This is a genomic window from Burkholderia sp. THE68 (assembly GCF_009938265.1).
In the GTDB taxonomy this organism is placed as follows: domain Bacteria; phylum Pseudomonadota; class Gammaproteobacteria; order Burkholderiales; family Burkholderiaceae; genus Caballeronia.
Map to the genome: position 1 here is coordinate 127,003 of NZ_AP022317.1, position 19,741 is coordinate 146,743.

Genomic DNA, 19,741 nt, shown 5'->3' on the forward strand with positions numbered 1-19,741 from the left:
TCTGCCGGAATCCGACCCGAAGCAGGATCTTGGCGAATCTCAAGTTGCCGGGACTGGCGACGCCGGCACAGCCGCATCTTCCTCCCGCAGCACCGTCTCACCGGGCTTCACAAGCACAAACTGCACGGGTTGCCTCGCAATCTCCACTTTCTCTCCTGAAAGTCTGACGGTCGTATAGGTGGAAGACTCCAGATCTCCCGCCGCCGGGAAGTCCTCGCGGAAGTGCGCCCCACGGGAATTGTCGCGCGCGAGCGCTGCTTCCGTGATGACGCGGCTGACGGAGATCAGATTTCTCAGGTTCAGCCAGTCATGCCACTGAGCGTTCAGCGCGCGATCGCCGTCGACGACGCCCGTATCCATCAGCTTTGCCTGCATCGCGCAGAGGCTGTCTCGGGCCTTCACGAGGCCCTCCTTGCTTCTAATGATGCCGACATCCTCCCACATACAGTCAAACAGCGACTCGCGGATGGACTCGAGGTCCTTGCCAGTCTTGGCGAACGGGCGCTCCGCCTCTTTGATGGCGGCGAGGATCGATTGCTCCTCGACGTACATTTGTTGGCAGGGATGTCGAGCGATTTCGCACTCAAGGTAGAGAGTGGCGAACTGGACGCCGCGGTCGTGACTCAGTCGCCAAGACCTCTTCCCTCAAGTCTCAACTGGTGCCCGCTCTATTCCGAGCCGATGGTTCTCATAGTGCCTCGATCTCCGCACTTCGATCTTCCGGAGGCCCCGCAGCAGATGCTCGAGGCAGCTCCCTTCATGAGGTTCGAGCGAAGCACCTGGACTGGGATCCTGGTTCAAGATGTACTCAAGCGTTGCGGGGTGCAAGTGAACGAGGCCATGGAGTTGAATTCGATCGAAGCCATCATTGCACTTGTACGTCAAGGTTTTCCTGGCGAACGTTGCGTGGGAGAAGGATGACGCGCTTGCGCTCTTCTCGCTTGACGGCGTGGATGTTCGGCGGCACGTAGGTCTGCTGGAGCGCGCCAGTCACGGGCGTAAAAATTTCACCGACGCAATAAAGAAATACTTCGATCAAGGTTGACCGTCACATGGGTCGAGGGACGATACACCGGCGACTTATTGCGTCGCGTCAGCCCGGAGCTCGCCCCGCCCGGCGAAGCGGACATCCAGAGACGGCGCCGTAAAAGTTGGTCAATCGAGACTCCGCCGGTTCCGGCACATAGATGCGAACGCCTGGATCACGTGACCGCGCATTGGCCCGCCCGCAAACCGCGCGCGCATTTCGTCCTTTGACTGATCCGGCCGTGACGAGCGCTTCAGAAACGATGCCTCAAGCCGGCCGTCGCCTGAAGCTGAGTAGTCGTGGAAGAGGGATTGCTCACCCCGTTTATCCATGCCACGCCCAGCGGCGAACTACCACTCGGACTCACGCGCTGCCACGCCCCCTGAATATAGACATCGGTACGCCGCGAGAAGCGGTAATCGGCCATCGCGCTTACCTGGTTCCAATGGGGAATGCCGCCGCCTCCGTTTCCGCCCGCGCGCGAATACGTGTACGCGCCTGAGAGCTCGACCATCGGCGTCAGCGCATAGCGAAAATTCCCTTCGAAGTTCTGAAAATTCGCGCTCAAGTTCGTCTGAAAAAATCGTGTGAGTTTGCTCTGCGTATATACGAAGCCCGCGACGGCCGGGCCGAACGAGTAGTTCACACCTGCACCCAGTGTCTTCTGGCTGTCGGCCAGTACACCGAGAGGCACGGCGCTCGCGGAAAGCACGCCTTGTAGCGACGAGGCGGTCGTATCGGTGACCGCGCCATTCGCGTTCAACTGGCCGGGCGTGCGTGCGGCGCTATTGAGCTGCAAGTAACCGACACCAAAGTTCCACGGCCCACGGACATACGACATGCCGAAGCTAAAGGCACGATTGTTGGTGAATCCACCTGCCTGATTGGAAAATCCGTACAACGCACCCACCCTGAAGCCGGCGAATTCCGGGCTCATGTACTTCACCGAGTTGTTGATCTGAAATGAATCGTTCAGGTTGTCGATGTCGAACGGATGCGCGAAATGGGTTCCGCCGAATTCTGTGCCGGTCAAGGACAGCGGCGCGACGAAGTCGACCATGCCATCGCTCTGACGGCCCAGCGTGACCGTGCCGTAATCGCGGCTCGACACGCCGACATAAGCACGGCGATTAAAGATGCGATTGTCCGACAAGGACTGCCCGTTGTTCAGATTGAAGCCGCTCTCGAGCGTGAAGATGGCCTTCATACCCGCGCCCATATCTTCGGCTCCGCGCAGACCCCATCGGCTGTCCTGGACAGCGCCGCTCGTCATCTGCCAGTTGCTGTGTCCTCCGCCCGAGCCTGCGATCTCGTTGCTGGTGTATGTCAGGCCTGCATCGATCAGCCCATAGAGCGTGAGGCTGCCTTGCGCTTGCGCCGCAGCCGCCATCGAGATCAACGTGGCCGCTCCACTCAATAGCAACTTGTTCATTTTTATGCTCCAGCCAATACGCAGAGAAGACGTGCTCCTGGAAACACAGCGAGTGCAAAGATCAGTGCTGCATAACGTGCGGTCGTGCGAATCATCATCTGGAATACACACGATGCTATCTAACACTCTATGCAACCCCAATTGAAATCGGCAACCTGGAAAATTCGCTTGGGTCCACGAGGAGGCAGATGGCGGGCCCGACGAGAACACGGAAGAACCTGGAAAGCACAACGGACGCCGGTTTGTGCATCGAGCGTCCCTGAAGATGACTACACTTGAAGCACTCTATCGCCCCTCAGCGTGCCCATCGTCCTTCTCGTGCATGCGCGCTGCCAGACGAGGCACCGCGCCGGTCCGCACACACAGTTCGTGCGGGAATTTCAATAGCCTTTTAATCAAAAGTCAGGAGACGATCATGCAAGCGGTATTAAGAGCCTATTCCGGAACGGGTGCCAAAGAGTTATTCGACTTATTGGAATCGCGCGCGGCGGAAGTCGAGGAGCTATTGCGTAGCGTCAGAGGATTTGTCGGCTACACGCTGGCCCGCAGCGACGATGGCGGATTTTCAGTAACTGTCTGCAGCGACAAAGCGGGAGTCGACGAGAGCGTACAAAAGGCAAAGGACTGGATCGCGAAGAACGCCGGGAATACGGGTGCGGCCGCGCCGAAAGTATCGGAGGGCTCGGTCATCGTTCACCTGAAATAGCGCTTGCTTCGCGGCGGACACATGAAGAATCGCGGCGTGCGTTGCTCTCGCCGCGCAACCATAGCGCAAGAACGCCTGTCTCTCGGCTCAGCTGGGGCGTCCTATCGGGGTGGCGCGGCACGCCTGAGCGCGTTTCCGTTACAGTGACGGCTCGGCATGCTTCTTCGTGACGTCACCTTATGACGAGCTACTTCCACTACGATCTGCATTCACTGCGGCTTTTCATCGTCGTCGCGGAACTCGGTAGCCTGACGCGCGCCGCCGATCGCACCAGCATGACGCTATCGGCGGTGAGCAAGCGCATCGCGGACCTCGAGCGCAGCACCGGCTGCACGCTGCTGCTGCGCCAGCCGCGCGGTGTCGAACTGACCGCGGCCGGCAAAGGGCTGCTTGCGCACGCGCGGCAAGTGGTCGAACGCGTGAACCGCATGGCCAACGAAATGAGCGACTACGCCGTCGGCGTGCGAGGCCATGTGCGTATGTGGGCAAATACATCGGCGATCGTGCAGTTTCTTCCGCGCGACGTGCGTGTCTTTCTCGCCGACAATCCGAGCGTCAAGATATCGCTGGAAGAGCGGCTGAGCGGCGATATCGTCTTGGCCGTCTCGAACGGCGATGCGGATATCGGCATTTTCGCGGACAACGTGCCCGCGCCGAATATCGACAAGACAGTGTATCGACAGGACAGACTGGTGTTGCTCGTGCCGAACGCTCATCCGCTTGCATCACACGAAGAGGTTGCGTTCGTCGATACGCTCGATTTCGAATACGTCGGTCTCAACGAAGGCAGCTCACTGCTCGCGCGTCTGCTCGACGCCGCATTCAGCGCCGAACGCACGCTCAAGGTACGCATTCAGGTCAGCAGTTTCGATGGCATCTGCCGGATGATCGAGCAAGGGCTCGGCATCGGCGTGCTACCGGAAGCGGCGGTACGCACCGAGATCCTCGCGGCAGGGCTTCGTCCTGTTCATCTCGTCGACGATTGGGCGGATCGCACGCTCTGGATCGGCACCCGCTCGCGCGATGCCCTCTCGCCAGAAGCCGCTCGTCTGTTCGACTTCATGTCAGCGCAAGCGCAAACCTGACAAGACCTTCGACGCCTTTCCAAACCGGAAAGGGTGCTTGAAAATTCATTGATTTTCAGCGCCGCCGCGTTGTCGCACAGTGAGGCATCGATAAAACGACGCTTCACAGGAGACAACCGTGACGAAGCCGCTTGCGGGCATACGCGTGCTCGAAATGGGACAGCTCATCGCCGGTCCCTTCGCTGGAAAGATGCTCGCCGAATTCGGCGCGCAAGTCATCAAGATCGAACCGCCCGGCACGGGCGATCCGCTGCGCAAATGGCGCCTGCTTCATGAAGGCACATCGGTGTGGTGGGCAGCGCAATCGCGCAACAAGGAATCGCTGACGCTCGATCTTCGCTCGCCAGAAGGTCAGGACGTTGCGCGCAAGCTCGTCGCGCAAAGCGACGTGCTCATCGAAAACTTCCGCCCCGGCACGCTCGAAGCGTGGGGTCTCGGCTGGGACGAACTGCACACACTCAATCCCGGTCTCGTGATGCTGCGCGTCTCAGGCTATGGGCAGACAGGCCCGTACCGCGACAGGCCCGGCTTCGGTGTCGTTGCCGAAGCGATGGGCGGGCTGCGGCACCTGAGCGGCGAGCCAGGCCGCACGCCGGTGCGCGTGGGCGTGTCGATCGGCGATTCGCTGTCCGCGCTGCATGGCGTGATCGGCATTCTGCTCGCGCTACGTCATCGCGATCAGAACGGCGGCGAAGGTCAGATGATCGATGTGGCGCTGTACGAATCCGTCTTCAACATGATGGAGAGTCTCCTGCCCGAATTCTCGGCGTTCGGCGCAGTGCGACAGCCGGCGGGCAGCAGTTTGCCGGGCATTGCGCCTTCGAATGCGTACCGCTGCGCGGACGGCAAGTACGCGTTGATCGCGGGCAACGGCGACAGCATCTTCCGTCGCCTGATGGACCTGATCGGCCGCCGCGATCTCGCCGATGACCCCACGCTCGCGCAGAACGATGGCCGGGTGAAGCAGGTCGAGCGTATCGATGCCGCGATCGCCGAATGGGCGAATCGTCAGCCGCTCGACGATGTCCTCGCCGCGCTCAACGACGCGCGCATTCCCGCCGGCAAGATCTACGACGTGGCCGATATCGCGAGCGACCCGCATTATCGCGCGCGCGACATGATCCTCGATGCGCAGCTTCACGACGGCACGCCCGTGCAGGTGCCGGGCATCGTTCCGAAGCTGAGCGCGACGCCCGGCACGATCGACTCGCAAGCGCCCACGCTCGGGCAGCACACGGATGCGGTGCTCGAACGCATCGGCATCGATTCCGCAACCCGCGACGCATGGCGTGCGCGCGGCATCATCTGACAGGAGCGCGTCATGACTGGCAAACGTGTCTATATCCAGGAAGTCGCGACCCGCGACGGCTTCCAGAACGAAGCCCAATTCGTCGATACCGACGCGAAGATCGCGCTGATCGACGACTTGAGCGCGTGCGGCTACGCGAAGATCGAAGTGACGTCGTTCACGTCGCCGAAGGCAATTCCCGCGTTGCGCGATGCCGAGGCGGTGATGCATGGCATCGCACGGCGCGAAGGCATCGTTTATACGGTGCTCGTGCCGAACATTCGCGGCGCAGAGCGCGCGCTGTCGTGCGGCGTCGATGAAGTCAATCTGGTGATGTCGGTGAGCGAAAGCCACAATCGCACGAACCTGCGCATGAGCCGCGAGCAATCGTTCGCGCAATTGCGCGATGCGATCGGCGTCGTAAGGCAGACGCAGGTCGCCATCAACGTGTCTCTGTCAACGGCGATGGGTTGTCCGATGGAGGGCGACATCGCGCAGGAAGACGTGCTCGGCTGGATGCAGCGATTCGCCGATCTCGGCGCGCACGGCATCACGCTTTGCGACACGACAGGCATGGCGTTTCCGTCGCAGGTCGGCGCGCTGTGCGCGGCCGCGCGCGAACGCTTTCCCGCACTGGAACTCACGCTGCACTTTCACAACACGCGCGGCATGGCGCTCGCAAACACGCTGACCGCGCTCGCTGCGGGCGTCGACCGTTTCGATGCATCGCTCGGCGGACTCGGCGGTTGTCCGTACGCACCCGGCGCGACAGGCAACGTCTGCACCGAAGAGCTGGTTCACATGCTCGAACTCGACGGCTATGACACGGGCGTCGATCTCGCCGCGGTGTTGGCCGCTTCAGCGCTGCTGCCGGGCTTGATCGGCCACGACGTGCCGAGCCAGTTGCTGAAGGCGGGCCGCCGTCTCGATCTCCACGCGATGCCTTGCACCGCCAGCGACGGGAAGCCCGAACAACGCGCCTTCGCGCAAGCAACCTGAAGAAGCGGCGGCATGCAGAGCTATCCTATTTTGCGCAATTTCCATGTCTCGGAGTCTGGCATGAACTTCATCGACCATCTCGATCACCTCGTCCTCACCTGTGTCGACGTCGACGCTACGAAGCGCTTCTACACCGAAGTCATGCAGATGCGGCTCGAGGCTTTTGGCGAGGGGCGCATCGCGTTCCGTTTCGGCAATCAGAAGATCAACGTACATGTTCGCGGCGCCGAGTTCGAACCGAAAGCGCATCTTCCGGTGGCGGGTGCGCTGGACCTGTGCTTCATCGCCGCAATTCCGCTGGACGACGTCATTGCACATCTCAAACGATGCAACTGGCCGATCATCGAAGGCCCGGTGCAACGCACGGGCGCCACGCAAAAGATTCGCTCCGTCTATGTCCGGGATCCCGATCTGAATCTGATCGAGATATCTGAACTCGTGTAACGGGTGGGCCACATCGAGCGGTGAACGGCAGATAAGCCGATCCGCTTCTCAACGAAGCAGCAGGAGACATTTCATGAACATCGCAACGGAAGCGCCCATCGAGGCGCAAGCCATTCCCCGGCCGCGCAAGCGGTGGTTCCAGCATCTATATATCCAGGTGTTGATAGCGGTCGTGCTCGGCATTCTCCTCGGCCACTTCTACCCCGCTGTCGGCGAAGCGATGAAGCCGCTGGGCGACAACTTCCTGAAGCTCATCAAGCTGATGATCGCTCCGCTGATCTTCTGCACGGTGGTGCACGGCATCGCGAGCATGAACGACATCAAGTCGGTGGGACGTGTCGGCATCAAGTCGCTCATCTACTTCGAGGCGATGACCACGCTCGCGCTCGCCATCGGTCTCGTCGCGGTGAATGTTATGAAACCCGGCAGCGGCATGCACATCGATCCGCGCACGCTCGACGTGTCGTCGATCGCTGCGTACACCAAGGCCGCGCACGACCAGAGCGTCGTCGGCTTCCTGTCGCACATCATTCCGACGACGGTGTTCGGCGCCTTCGCAGAGGGCGACATTCTGCAAGTGCTGTTCATCTCGATCATCTTCGCCTTCGCGCTTCAGATGCTTGGCGAACGTGGCAAGCCGCTGCTCTCCGTGATCGACGCCGGCGCGAACACCTTCTTCAACATGGTGCGCATCGTGATGTACGTGTCACCGGTCGGTGCGTTCGGCGCGATCGCGTTCACGATCGGCAAGTACGGCGTCGTGTCGCTCAGCTCGTACGGACAGCTTCTTCTGACCTACTACCTGACCGGACTCGTCTTCGTGTTCGTTGTTCTCGGTTCGGTCTGCAGGCTTGCGGGATTCAGCCTGATCGCCTTTCTGCGCTATATCCGCGAGGAACTGCTTCTCGTGCTCGGCACGTCTTCGTCGGAGTCTGCGCTGCCTCGCCTCATGGCGAAGCTCGAAAGACTCGGCTGCGGGAAGTCCGTCGTGGGTCTCGTCGTACCTGCTGGATATTCCTTCAATCTCGATGGCAGTTGCATCAACATGACCGTGCTCGCCATCTTCATCGCGCAGGCGACCGACAGCACGCTCAGCATCGGCCATCAGCTCACGCTGCTGCTGGTCCTGCTGCTGACGTCCAAGGGAGCGGCGAGCGTCAGCGGCGGCGCCTTCATCGTGCTGGCCGCAACGCTCAGTTCCGTACCCGGCATACCTGTCGCGGGACTGGTTCTCGTGCTCGGCGTCTATCGCTTCATCTCGGAAGGCGGGGCGCTGATCAACGTCATCGGCAACGGCATTGCGACGATCGTCGTCGCCAAATGGGAGAAGGCGCTCGACCGCGACACGTTCGAACGCCAGCTCGCCTCGGGGCCAGGTGACGACTAAATACGTGCACCACGTCGTTCGAGCCGCCGCGGCGCTTATTGAAGCGCATCATCATCACCGCAGCTTAATGAACCGATAGAACATGACTTCATCATCGTCTACTCTCCAAGTCGTTTTCCTCGACAGATCGACCATCCCGCCCAATACGCGGCTGAAGGAGTTGCCGTTCAGTCACGAACTTCAAGTGTTCGAATCCACCAAGTCCGAAGAGGTCCTCGATCGGGTTCGCGATGCCGATATCGTCATCACCAATAAAGTGAAGCTCTCCGGCGACGTGATCGCTCAGGCGAAAAGCCTGAAACTGATCGCGATCGCCGCAACGGGCACCGATAACGTCGATACAAGCGCCTGCAATGAAATGGGCATAGCGGTTTGCAACGTCCGCAACTACGCGGTGCGTACGGTTCCCGAGCACACCTTCGCACTGATCTTCGCGCTTCGACGAAGCCTGACGGCTTATCGTTCGGCGGTGCAAGCCGGTCGGTGGCAGGAGGCTGGACAGTTCTGCTTCTTCGACTTTCCAATCAAGGACCTGGCGGGCTCGACGCTCGGCGTCATCGGTGACGGCGCATTGGGCAAAGCGACCGCCGATATTGGAAGGGCAATGGGGCTTAACGTGCTGGTCTCGGCCTTCAAGGGGCGCAACGACATGGGAATGCTCTACACCCCGTTCGGGCGCGTGCTCGAGGAGTCGGACATCATCACGCTACATTGTCCACTCAATGATCAGACGAAAGACCTCATCGGAGATGCCGAGTTCGCGAGGATGAAGCGGCGCCCTCTTCTCATCAACACGGCGCGCGGTGGACTTGTGAACGAAGCCGCACTGGTTCGTGCCTTGAAGGGTGGTTCGATAGCCGGCGCAGGATTCGATGTCGTCACTCAGGAACCGCTTCCGAGAGAGAACCCGTTGAATGAAATCCTGGAGCATCCGGCATTCATTCTCACACCTCACGTCGCGTGGGCCAGTGAGGAGGCGATTCAGGCGCTCGCGGATCAGTTGATGGACAACGTTATTGCATACGTCTCGGGATATCCGCGCAACATCGTGATCCCGAGTCGATGACAACTGCGGACTGGCGCCCCTGGTAAAAACCCCAATAGTGACATCCGTTTTTGATTGAGCTAAGGTTCATCCATTCATGCATGGATACAGTCTTACAATCATTACGACCTGATCCAGGAGGCTGCATGGCGGAATGGCATGGAGTCCACGGCCTGTCGGCGGAAGACGAAGCGTATCGGTACATCGAGCAGGCCATCCGGAGCGGCCGATATCGCGCGGGTCAGCGGCTCATCGCGGAAGAAATCGCCGGCGATGTCGGTACGAGCCGCATGCCGGTACGCGAAGCATTCCGACGGCTCGCCGCCGAGGGGCTATTGCTGATCCGCGCGAATCGCGGCGCGATCGTGCGCGGGCTCGACGCCGCTGAAATGCATGAGGTTTTCGAAACTCGCGCGGTGCTGGAAGGTCTTGCCGCCGGCATCGCGGCGACGCGCATGACGAAGAAGGAGATGGCAACGCTCCGTCATCTACTGGAGCGCATGGAAAGCGTCAGCGATGACGCCTCCGAATGGGTCACGCGTCATCGCGAGTTTCACGAGTATCTGAGCGAGCTCGCGGCCATGCCCCGTCTGCAACGGCAGATATCGAGCCTGCATTCGATTATCGAGCCATACATGCGCATCTGGCTCGAACACGGAGACAAGCCGATGACGTCTCGCCAGTTTCATGAAGAGATCATGACCGCGGTCGAAAGCGGCGACCGCGCAGCCGTCGAGCAGATCGTGCGAGAGCATGTTCGCGCGACGATCGGGCCACTCGTCGAACTCGTACGCTAAAGACATTGATTCGTTATCCGAAATAGCTTTTTGTTCTTTTTTTGGAAGTGCTACGGTAATCCAAACACGTTTCCCTGCCTCACCGACGCATGGAGAAAACGAACGTCATGGCGTATTTGGAACAACTGCTGCTCAATGGTCTGGTGATCGGCTCGATCTACGCGCTCGCCGCCGTCGCCTATACGCTGGTCTATGGCGTCGTCAAGCTTGTGAATTTCGCGTTCGGCGAACTGTTCATGCTCGGCGGATTCCTCACGCTGACGCTGATGGCAAAAGAGATAGCGCTCTTCGGCATTCAGGTGCCGATGCCCGCGCTCGGCTTCTATATCGCCGCCCCGCTGGCGATCGCCGGTGTCGCCGCACTCGGCGCACTGATCGACGTCGTCGCGTATCGGCCATTGCGCAATGCACCGCGACTCGCGCCGCTCATCACATCGATCGCGATATCCGTGCTGCTGCAGAGCGTCGCGCAGACCGTATGGGGACCGACATCCCTGCGCTTTCCACCGCTGCCGGTCGGAGGTTTGCCGTCGCTGTCGCTGGGCGCCGATCTGACCGTGACGCCATCGGAACTCGCGGTGTTCGGCTGCGCAATCGTCGCGATGCTCGGCGTGCAGTTCTTCGTCTCCGCAACCTCGCTCGGACGCGCGATGCGCGCCGCGGCGCAGGATGCGACGGCCGCGTATCTGGTCGGCATTCCCGTGAACCGCATCATCTGCGCCGCGTTCGTGCTCGGCTCCGCGCTCGCGGCGTTCGCCGGCATTCTCTACGCGCAGTCGTTTCAGTTCGTCAGCCCGACGATGGGCTTCGTGCCCGGACTGAAAGCGCTGACCGCGGCGGTGCTCGGCGGCATCGGCAGCATTCCGGGCGCGGCGCTCGGCGGCGTGATTCTCGGCGTCGTGGAATCGCTGTGCGCGGGCTATCTGCCCGATGGCTCCGTGTATCAGGACGCACTCAGTTTCGCGCTGCTCGTGTTGCTGCTTCTCGTGCGCCCGCAAGGGCTGCTCGGCCGCGCGGATCTCAACGTGAGCGCGCGCGGCAGCCTGATGTCGAGCCGCGGCGCGAAACGCGGCCGGGCGCTGGCGCAAGCGTTCGGCTCGCTCGATCGCGCGTTCGCCGCGCTCGGACGCTACGGCGAGAAGCGCGTCGCGATCGGCGCGCTGGCCGTCGCGGTCGCGCTCGGTCTCGCTATTCGCTCAGACTACTGGCTGAGCATTCTCGTGATGGTGCTCGTCTACGGCATGCTCGCGAGTGGGCTGAACATCGTCGTCGGGCTGGCCGGTCTGCTCGATCTCGGCTTTGTCGCGTTCTTCGGGATCGGCGCGTATTTCTCGTCGCTCATCTTCATCAGCGTCATGCAGAACCACTTCGGCGTCGACACTGCATCGATCTGGTGGCTCTTCTATCCGAACCTGCTCGTGGGCGGACTGCTCGCCGCGCTGCTCGGCGCGATACTCGGCTATCCGACCTTGCGCGTGCGCGGCGACTATCTCGCGATCATGACACTCGGCTTCGGCGAGATCGTACGCATCGTCGCGACCAACTGGATCTCCGTGACCAACGGGCCAATGGGCGTGCGCGGCATTCCTTCCCCGCAGTTCTTCGGCGTGAGCTTCGACGAGCCGCGCACGCAGTTTTTCTTCGCTCTCGGCCTGAGCGCCATCGTGCTGTTCGGGGTCGCGCGATTGTCGCGCTCGTACGTGGGCCGCGCATGGGTCGCGTTGCGCGAGGACGAGGACGCCGCCGAAATGATGGGCGTCGCGGGCACGCGCTTCAAGCTGCTCGCCTATGCGTGCAGCGGTTTCGTCGGCGGCATGGTGGGCGTGTTCTACGCGCATCTGCAGCAGTACGTGAGCCCGGCGAGCTTCACGCTCTTCGAGAACATTCTCGTGCTGATGCTGATCGTGCTGGGCGGTCTCGGCACGCTGGTCGGTCCGTTCATCGGCGCGGCGATCTGGATCGTCTTCCTGCAACTCTCACTGAAGATCCCTTTTGTGTCTGCTTATCCCGAGTCCCGCTACGTGCTGCTCGGCGTGCTGCTCGTCGCGCTGATGCTGTTTCGCCCCGAAGGCATCGCCGCGAAAGCGCGTCTTCGCCTGACAATGGAGTGACGCATGACGAACGTCAGAGGACAATCCCTCGCCATGAACATCGACACCGCGCACGCTCACGCCGGTGCCACGCGCGCCGCGACGCAAGGCGGCGTCGGTTTGCCGTTGCGCGCGCAGGGGCTGACCGTCACGTTCGGTGGGCTGACCGCCGTGAAGCAACTCGATCTCGATGTTCAGGAGCACGAGATCCACGCGCTCATCGGGCCGAACGGCGCGGGCAAGACCACGGTCGTCAATGCGCTGTCGGGTTTCGTGCGGCCGAGCGCAGGTCAGGTCTGGATCAACGGCGCGAGTTCGCCGCACTGGCGCTCGCACACGCTCGCGCGCGCCGGACTCGGACGCACATTCCAGAACACACGGCTGTTCGGTTCGATGAACGTGCTGGAAACCGTGCTCGTCGGCGCGCACAGCCGCTTCGACGGCGGCGCGCTCGCGGCGCTGCTGCGCACGAAGAAGGCGCGTGAGCAGGAGAAGGCGGCCGTCGCGGATGCGCATCGGCTGATCGAATTCGTCGGACTCGGCGCGCATGCCGCCACCAAGCAGGCGAGCGCGCTGTCGTACGGACATCAGCGTCGCGTGGAGCTGGCGCGCGCGCTCATCGCACAACCGCGCGTGCTGCTGCTCGACGAACCGCTCGCGGGCATGAACGTCAGCGAGAAGCTGGAGTTGAGTGAACTGATCCGGCAGATTCGCGCGCAAGGCGTCGCGATTCTGCTCATCGAGCACGACATGGACGTGATCCGCAATCTCGCCGATCGCGTCACCGTGCTTCATTTCGGCAGCAAGCTGATCGAGGGCACGCCGCAGGCCGTGCTTGCCCACGACGACGTGCAGTCCGCCTATCTGGGCAAACGCACATGAGCGCGCCGCTACTCGAAGTCCGCGACCTGTCGGTCTCCTACGGCGGCGTGAAGGCCGTGCGCGGCGTGTCCTTCGATGTCTGCGACGGCGAAGTGGTCAGTCTCGTCGGCAGCAATGGCGCGGGCAAGACGAGCACGCTTCAGGCGATTTCGGGCCTGCATCGCGGCGCGACCGGCAGCGTGCGCTTTCGCGGCAAGGCCATCGACGATCTCGCGCCCGATCAGCGCGTGAAAGCGGGCATCGCACACGTTCCCGAAGGACGCCGCGTGTTTGCCGGCCTGAGCGTCGAGGAGAATCTGCAACTCGGCGCGTATCTGCGTCATGACCGCCGGGAAACGAGGCGCGACATGGACGGCATGTTCACGCTCTTTCCGATTCTTCATGAACGGAGACGACAGGCGGCCGGCACGCTTTCCGGCGGCGAACAGCAGATGCTTGCGATCGCGCGCGCGATGATGTCGCGCCCCGCCCTGCTCATACTCGACGAACCTACGATGGGCCTCTCACCGCGCATGATCGGCGTCGTGCTGGAAACGTTGCAGAAGATCCGCGAGAAGCGCATCCCGATTCTGCTCGTCGAGCAGAACACCGTCGAAGCCATCCGGATGGCCGATCACGTCTATGCGATGCGCGTCGGCGAAGTGGTCAGCCGTCAGGCCGGCGCGAGCGTCACCGAGGCGTCGCTCAAGGCGTTCTATCTGAGTTGACGTGATGCATCGATCATTCACACTCTAGGGGAAACGATCATGAACGTTCTTCGCAAGCTGTGTCCCATACTATGCCCCGCCACGCTGGCGCTTGCGCTCGCCGCGTCGCCTGCCTGGGCGGACGACGCGGTTCACGTCGCCTTCACCGGCACGCTCACCGGCGACTTCGCCACCTACGGCGTGAGCGGCAAGAAAGGATTCGATCTCGCCATTGCGGATATCAACGCGCAAGGCGGCCCGAAGATCGAGGTCGATACCGTCGACGATCATGGCCAGCCGAACGATGGCGTGCTCGCCGCAAACCGCTTCTGCGGCGACGACAATACCGTGGCGGTCGTGGGCTATACGTTCAGCTCGATCGCGCTCGCCGCCGTGCCGCTCTACAAGAAGTGCAAGATGCCGACGATCGGCACGGCAGTCACGAGCCCACAGCTCTCCAACGCGAGCCCGTGGTTTCGCCGCGTGGTCCTGACCGATGCCATTCAGGGCAAGATGATGGGCCAGTACACCGCCAATCAGCTGCATGTCAAAACCGTCTACACGCTTTATCAGCAGGACGACTACGGTCTCGGCGTGAATGGCGCGTTCAAGTCGGCCTATCAGGAGGCAGGCGGGAAGATCGTCGGCGAAGGCGGTTATGTGCTCGGCACCAAGGATTTCCGCACGATCCTGACCAAAGTGAAGGCCGCGCATCCGGATGGCCTCTTCATCGGCGGTTTCTATACGGAGGCCGCGCAGATCGTCACGCAGGCGAAGGCGCTCGGCATCGACGCGAAGATTCTCGGCACGGACGGCTCGCTGTCGCCGCAGCTCATCAGCCTGTCCAACAACGCGGTCGACGGCATGACGCTCTATGGCATGTTCGATCCGGATGCTTCGTCGCATTCGTCATCGCAAAGCGCCGCGTTCGTCAAGGCGTTCACGGCGAAATACGGTCAGGCGCCCGATAGCTGGGCGGCACTCGGCTACGACGCGGGGCTTGCCATCGGCAACGCGGTGAAGGCGGCGAAGGCCAAGGGCCCGGTCACGCGCGATTCGGTCAACGCGGCGCTCTCGAGCGTAAATGTCACCGGCGTGACCGGACCGGTCGCGTTCGAAAAGAGCGGCGATCGCAAGGGCACGCTCTATTTCTTCACGGCGCACGACGGCAAGTTCGCGCTCGCCGGCCAGCAGAAATAAATCGCGCGCACGAAGGACGACACCATGCATTCCGACATCACGCAACGCCCGGCGCCGTTCATCTGGTCGGGAAAATCGCTTGGCCAGGCACGCAGCATGCCGGGCAGCTTCTATACCTCAAGCGAAGTGTTCGATGCCGAGCGCGAGCATATTTTTCTCAGGCACTGGTTCTTCGTCGGGCGCGCGGACGAACTGGGCAAGCCGGGCAGCTATCGCGCGATCGACACCGCGGGCGGTCCCGTCGTGCTCACGCGCGACGACAACGGCGAACTGCATGCGTTCGCGAATACCTGCCGTCATCGCGGGGCGCAACTGCTCGAAGGCTGCGGTGCGAAGCGCAGCATCGTGTGCCCGTATCATGCGTGGTCGTACCGGCTCGACGGCACCTTGCTGCGCGCGCCGGGCACGCAGGACGTACCGGGTTTCGATCCGGCCGCCGAAGGCTTGATTCCGGTGCGCATGCGCGAGTGGAAAGGCAACCTCTTTCTCAACTTCGACGACGCCGCCGACGATCTCGAGACGCATCTCGGCACGTATCCTGAGCTGTTCGCATCGCATCGCGTCGAGGAGATGCGCTGCGTGTTTCGTGTCGATCTTCCCGCCGCGTGCAACTGGAAGATGCTGCTCGAAAACGCGATGGAGACCTATCACACGGGCCTCGTGCATGCGCGCACGGTCGGCGCGCAGATCAGTCTCACGTTTCCCGGCGGCCCGAACTGGCATGCGATTCAGGTGCAATCCGACGTCTCGACTGCCGTGCTCGACAAGAGCGCCCCGCCGCCCTTCCCGCAGATCGACGGCTTGAGCGACATCGCGCGCAAAGGCACGTTCTTCACGCTGATCGAACCGCTCACGCAGCTCGTGTTCGCGCAGGACTGCATGTGGTGGCTCGCGGTCCATCCCGTCGCCGCGGACCGTTCGGTGCTGAGCGTGGGCGGCTGCTTTCCGCGCGCCTACACGGAGATGCCGGACTTCGACGAGCGCGCGCGTCCGTACTTCGAACGCTGGGAAGCCGTCGCGCGCGAGGACGTCGCCATTCTCGAAAGACAGCAGCGCGGTGTGAGTTCCGTGCTGTACAAGCCGGGCGTGCTGTCGTCGCGCGACGACGTGGTGCACACGATGAACAGCTGGGTCGCCGCGCGGCTGCCCGCACACCTGTCTGGAGGTCTGGCGTGACACGCGTGCTCATCACCCATAACAGGGATCTGCTCGACAACTTCTACAGCGCGCGCGCCGTCGAGCGGCTGCGCGAATTCGTCGACGTGAAGATGAACGGCACCGACGAGCCCATGCGCGGCGATGCGCTCGTCGAAGCCGCGCAGGACTGCGATATCGTCATTTCCGACCGGCTCGCGCCCGGCACGGCGGAGGTCTTCGATCGTCTGCCGAAGCTCGCCGCGTATCTGCGCTGCGCGGTCGATATCCGCAACGTCGACGTCGCGGCGGCCTCGCGCAACGGCATTCTCGTCGTGCGTTGCAGCGCGGGTTATGCGCAAGCCGTGTCCGAGCTCGCGCTCGGCCTGATGATCGATCTCGCGCGCAAGATCAGCGAGAGCACGGCGAGCTACAAGGACGGCCTCGCCGATCATCCGATGGTGCTCGGCCGGCAGCTTTACGGCAGCACCATCGGCGTGGTGGGCTATGGCGCGATCGGGCGGCGCATCGTCGATCTGGCGATAGCGTTCGGCATGCGCGTGCTCGTCAACGATCCGTATGTCGAGATTCATCATGGCGCGGTGACTCCGACGGACTTGTCCGAACTGCTGAGCGAAGCGCATTTCGTCGTCTGCGCGGCCTATGCGACCCCGGAGACCACCAACCTGTTCGACGAGCGCGCTTTCGCGCAGATGCGTCGCGACGCGTTCTTCATCAACGTCTCGCGCGGCGTGCTGGTCGACGAAGCGGCGCTCGAAGCCGCGCTCAGGTCCGGGCGCATCGCGGGCGCGGGGCTCGATGTCGGACGCGGCAAGGACGAGCAGCCGAATCCCGCCATCGCCCGTCTGCCGAATGTCGTCGCCACGCCGCATGTGGCCGGGCTCACGCCGGAAGCGTCGGATTATCAGGCGGTCGAAACGGTGCGTCAGGTGCGCGATCTACTCGCGGGCCGGCCCGTGGCGCTGGCCGTGAATTCGCGCGATGCGCATCGTACGGCGCGATTCGCGCGCAGCGACGCATGACGATGCGCGATATCCGCCACCCGTCCGCGCCCGCAACCAGGCCGCCCGCCGGCGCCACCGATTGCCACATGCACGCGTATTTCGCGCCGTCCGAGCGTCCGACGGACGCGGCCGCAGCGTTTCCGCCCGTGCCGCATGGCAGCGTCGACAACTATTTGCAGGTTCAAAAGCAGCTGGGACTCGCGCGCGCGGTCGTGGTGCAGCCCTCGGTATATGGCTTCGACAATTCGCCGACGCTCGCCGCCATGGCCGCGCTCGGCGAGAACGGACGCGGCGTCGCCGTGGTTCCGCCGGACGTGCCGGATGCGGAACTCGAAAGACTCACGGCGCTCGGCGTGCGCGGCGTGCGCTTCTTCATGCTGTCCGGCGGCGCGTTGCCGTGGGACTGCCTGCCCGGACTCGCCGCGCGCGTCGCCAGGTTCGGCTGGCACGTCCAGCTGCAAACCGATGGCCGTTCGCTCGCCGATCACGCAGCGGTGCTCCGCGCGCTGCCGTGCCGGCTCGTCATCGATCACAACGGCAAGTTCCTCGCGCCGGTCGAGCCGACCCACGCGGGCTTTCGCACGCTGCTCGAACTCGTCGATCGCGGCAACACTTGGGTGAAGACATCGGGCGTATACGAGACCTCGCTCGAAGGCGCACCGGATTACGCGGACGTCGCGGTGCTGGCGAGAAAGCTGATCGATACCGCGCCCGAGCGATGCCTCTTCGCGACCAACTGGCCGCATCCGACCAAGCCCGCCGCGCCGCCCGACGACGGTCATCTCATCGACCTGTTCATGCAATGGTGCGGCAACGCGCAAACCGCGGCGCGCATCATGGTCGACAACGCGGCCGAGGTCTACGGCTTCGAACGCGTGACGTAGCGCATCACGTGGCGCGCGCTCAGAGACCGAGCGCGCAGCCGTCTTTCCGATGATCCGACGCGCCGGTCAGCGTGCCGTTCTCCCAGTCGATGGAAATCGCCTGAGCGCCGCCGATCGCCCAGCTCGGAGGCACGAGCTCGAATCCGCGTTCCGTCAATGCGCGTCTGATCTCGTCGGGCAAGGTGCCTTCGGCTTCGACGCGAGCCGTTCCCGGCACCGGAAACACGCGCGGCAAGTCGAGCGCCGTCTGCATGTCGAGACCGTAGTCGAGCACCTTCGAGACAAAGTGCGCGTGGCCCATCGCCTGATAGTGCCCGCCCATCACGCCGAACACGGTTTGCACCTTGCCGTCGCGCGTGATCATGCCGGGAATGATCGTGTGCATCGGGCGCATGTGCGGCGCGATGGCGTTCGGATGACCCGGCTGCATCGAAAAGCTCTGACCGCGGTTGTGCAGCATCACGCCGAATTCCGGCGACATGATGCCCGAGCCGAACGGATGAAACAGCGAGTTGATGAAGCTCGCGCAATTGCGGTCCTTATCGACGACGCAGATGTACACCGTGTCCTTGTGCTCCGCCGCGGGCGATGGCGCCATCGCGTGGCGTGCTTCCGTTGCATCGATCTTCGCGCGCAGCGCGGCGGCGTGCGCGTCCGACAGCAGTTCATCGACATTCATCTCGCCGCCCGCGCGCGGATCGCAGAGCGAGGCATCGCGAATCGAATAAGCGAGACGCGTCGCCTCGATCTCGCGATGCAGACGCTGCGCGCTCAACGGATCGCCGTCCGCCGCATAGCCTTCGAGAATCTTCAGGATCAGGAGCGCGATGACGCCCTGCCCGTTCGGCGGACACTCGTGGATCTCATGTCCGCGAAAGCTCGCCTTGATCGGCTGCACGTATTCGCCGCGATAACGCGCGAAATCGTCCAGCGTATGCAGGCCGCCATGACCTCGCAGACATTCGACGATATCGCGCGCGACCGGTCCGCGATAGAACGCATCGCGCCCTCGCTCGCCGATGATCTCGAGCGCCCGCGCCAGCTCCGGCTGCCTGTGCAGCGCGCCGGCGCTGGGCGGTTGGCCGTAGGTCAGCATGCGCGCGCGGCTCACCGCATCGGTTGCGAGCACGTCGCGCTGCTTCGCCCAGTCCGATGCCGCGCGCGGCGCGACCGCGTAGCCATCCCGCGCGAGCGCGACGGCCGCAGCCAGAAGCCTTCCGAGCGGCATCGAACCGTGATCCGCGACGAGCGTCGCCCACGCATCGACCGCGCCCGGCACCGTGACCGCATGTGGCGACTGACGCGCGATCTCGGCCACGCCGAGCGCGCGCAACGCTTCCACGCTAGCCGCTTGCGGCGCCCATCCGGAACCGTTGAACGCGATGATGTCGTCCGTGCCGCGCTTCGAATACAACGCGAAGCAGTCGCCGCCGATTCCCGTCGATCCCGGCTCGACCACGCACTGCACCGCGCACGCCGCCACCGCTGCGTCCATCGCATTGCCACCCGCTTCGAGAATGCGGATGGCCGCATAGGACGCCGCCGGGTGCGAGGTCGCCGCCATGCCGTCTTTCGCCATGACGAGGGAACGTCCCGGCGCTTCGAAATTTCTCATCTCGTTGATCCTCGG

At 62.9% G+C, this 19,741-nt stretch carries 20 protein-coding genes; 16 read left to right on the forward strand and 4 right to left on the reverse strand.

Annotated elements, in window-relative coordinates:
• Positions 1–39: 39 nt before the first annotated feature.
• Positions 40–552 carry a hypothetical protein gene (locus BTHE68_RS21865; RefSeq protein WP_162068419.1) on the reverse strand — a complete coding sequence of 171 codons (513 nt, stop codon included), beginning with the start codon at positions 550–552 and terminating at the stop codon, positions 40–42.
• Positions 553–564: 12 nt separating this feature from the next.
• On the opposite strand from BTHE68_RS21865, the gene BTHE68_RS21870 reads away from it, so the two are divergent.
• Complete coding sequence (locus BTHE68_RS21870) at positions 565–921, forward strand: LysR substrate-binding domain-containing protein (protein ID WP_232078102.1); 357 nt, start codon at positions 565–567, stop codon at positions 919–921.
• On the opposite strand, the gene BTHE68_RS36935 is transcribed toward BTHE68_RS21870, so the two are convergent.
• Entirely contained in the window at positions 866–1,039 is a 174-nt protein-coding gene (locus BTHE68_RS36935; RefSeq protein ID WP_232078109.1) for a hypothetical protein, read from the reverse strand. The two genes, BTHE68_RS21870 and BTHE68_RS36935, sit on opposite strands and share 56 nt — an antisense overlap.
• Before the next feature lie 241 nt (positions 1,040–1,280).
• A complete protein-coding gene (locus tag BTHE68_RS21875; RefSeq protein WP_162069129.1) occupies positions 1,281–2,459 on the reverse strand; it encodes a porin in 1,179 nt (392 codons plus the stop codon).
• A gap of 415 nt (positions 2,460–2,874) precedes the next feature.
• On the opposite strand from BTHE68_RS21875, the gene BTHE68_RS21880 reads away from it, so the two are divergent.
• The 15 genes from BTHE68_RS21880 (at position 2,875) to BTHE68_RS21950 (ending at position 18,111) form a co-directional block, all read left to right on the forward strand.
• Positions 2,875–3,165, forward strand: a complete 291-nt coding sequence (locus BTHE68_RS21880) for a hypothetical protein (RefSeq protein WP_162068420.1) — start codon at positions 2,875–2,877, stop codon at positions 3,163–3,165.
• A 179-nt stretch (positions 3,166–3,344) separates the two neighbouring features.
• Entirely contained in the window at positions 3,345–4,250 is a 906-nt protein-coding gene (locus BTHE68_RS21885; protein WP_162068421.1) for a LysR family transcriptional regulator, read from the forward strand.
• Positions 4,251–4,368: 118 nt separating this feature from the next.
• Entirely contained in the window at positions 4,369–5,559 is a 1,191-nt protein-coding gene (locus BTHE68_RS21890; RefSeq protein WP_162068422.1) for a CaiB/BaiF CoA transferase family protein, read from the forward strand.
• 12 nt (positions 5,560–5,571) lie between these two features.
• Complete coding sequence (locus BTHE68_RS21895) at positions 5,572–6,537, forward strand: hydroxymethylglutaryl-CoA lyase (RefSeq protein ID WP_162068423.1); 966 nt, start codon at positions 5,572–5,574, stop codon at positions 6,535–6,537.
• 60 nt (positions 6,538–6,597) lie between these two features.
• Positions 6,598–6,981 carry a VOC family protein gene (locus BTHE68_RS21900; RefSeq protein ID WP_162068424.1) on the forward strand — a complete coding sequence of 128 codons (384 nt, stop codon included), beginning with the start codon at positions 6,598–6,600 and terminating at the stop codon, positions 6,979–6,981.
• A gap of 73 nt (positions 6,982–7,054) precedes the next feature.
• Entirely contained in the window at positions 7,055–8,368 is a 1,314-nt protein-coding gene (locus tag BTHE68_RS21905) for a dicarboxylate/amino acid:cation symporter (protein WP_162068425.1), read from the forward strand.
• Positions 8,369–8,450: 82 nt separating this feature from the next.
• Positions 8,451–9,434: a D-2-hydroxyacid dehydrogenase gene (locus tag BTHE68_RS21910; RefSeq protein ID WP_162068426.1), complete on the forward strand. Its 984-nt coding sequence runs from the start codon at positions 8,451–8,453 to the stop codon at positions 9,432–9,434.
• A 125-nt stretch (positions 9,435–9,559) separates the two neighbouring features.
• Entirely contained in the window at positions 9,560–10,210 is a 651-nt protein-coding gene (locus BTHE68_RS21915) for a GntR family transcriptional regulator (RefSeq protein ID WP_162068427.1), read from the forward strand.
• A gap of 107 nt (positions 10,211–10,317) precedes the next feature.
• The gene (locus BTHE68_RS21920; protein ID WP_162068428.1) at positions 10,318–12,321 is read left to right on the forward strand and encodes an ABC transporter permease; all 2,004 of its coding nucleotides are present in this window, start codon (positions 10,318–10,320) and stop codon (positions 12,319–12,321) included.
• A gap of 3 nt (positions 12,322–12,324) precedes the next feature.
• Positions 12,325–13,182: an ABC transporter ATP-binding protein gene (locus tag BTHE68_RS21925; RefSeq protein ID WP_232078075.1), complete on the forward strand. Its 858-nt coding sequence runs from the start codon at positions 12,325–12,327 to the stop codon at positions 13,180–13,182.
• On the forward strand, positions 13,179–13,889 hold the full coding sequence (locus BTHE68_RS21930) for an ABC transporter ATP-binding protein (protein WP_162068429.1): 711 nt from the start codon (positions 13,179–13,181) through the stop codon (positions 13,887–13,889). Before BTHE68_RS21925 ends, BTHE68_RS21930 begins: the two co-directional genes overlap by 4 nt.
• Before the next feature lie 39 nt (positions 13,890–13,928).
• On the forward strand, positions 13,929–15,068 hold the full coding sequence (locus BTHE68_RS21935; RefSeq protein ID WP_162068430.1) for an ABC transporter substrate-binding protein: 1,140 nt from the start codon (positions 13,929–13,931) through the stop codon (positions 15,066–15,068).
• A 24-nt stretch (positions 15,069–15,092) separates the two neighbouring features.
• Positions 15,093–16,244, forward strand: a complete 1,152-nt coding sequence (locus BTHE68_RS21940) for an aromatic ring-hydroxylating oxygenase subunit alpha (protein ID WP_162068431.1) — start codon at positions 15,093–15,095, stop codon at positions 16,242–16,244.
• Positions 16,241–17,245 (forward strand): NAD(P)-dependent oxidoreductase, encoded by a 1,005-nt coding sequence (locus BTHE68_RS21945; protein WP_162068432.1) that lies wholly within the window; start codon positions 16,241–16,243, stop codon positions 17,243–17,245. The genes BTHE68_RS21940 and BTHE68_RS21945 overlap by 4 nt, the downstream gene beginning before the upstream one ends.
• Entirely contained in the window at positions 17,242–18,111 is an 870-nt protein-coding gene (locus tag BTHE68_RS21950) for an amidohydrolase family protein (protein WP_232078076.1), read from the forward strand. Before BTHE68_RS21945 ends, BTHE68_RS21950 begins: the two co-directional genes overlap by 4 nt.
• 19 nt (positions 18,112–18,130) lie before the next feature.
• Here the strand turns inward: BTHE68_RS21950 and BTHE68_RS21955 are convergent, their stop codons facing one another.
• Complete coding sequence (locus BTHE68_RS21955; RefSeq protein ID WP_162068433.1) at positions 18,131–19,726, reverse strand: gamma-glutamyltransferase family protein; 1,596 nt, start codon at positions 19,724–19,726, stop codon at positions 18,131–18,133.
• Between the last annotated feature and the right edge of the window lie 15 nt (positions 19,727–19,741).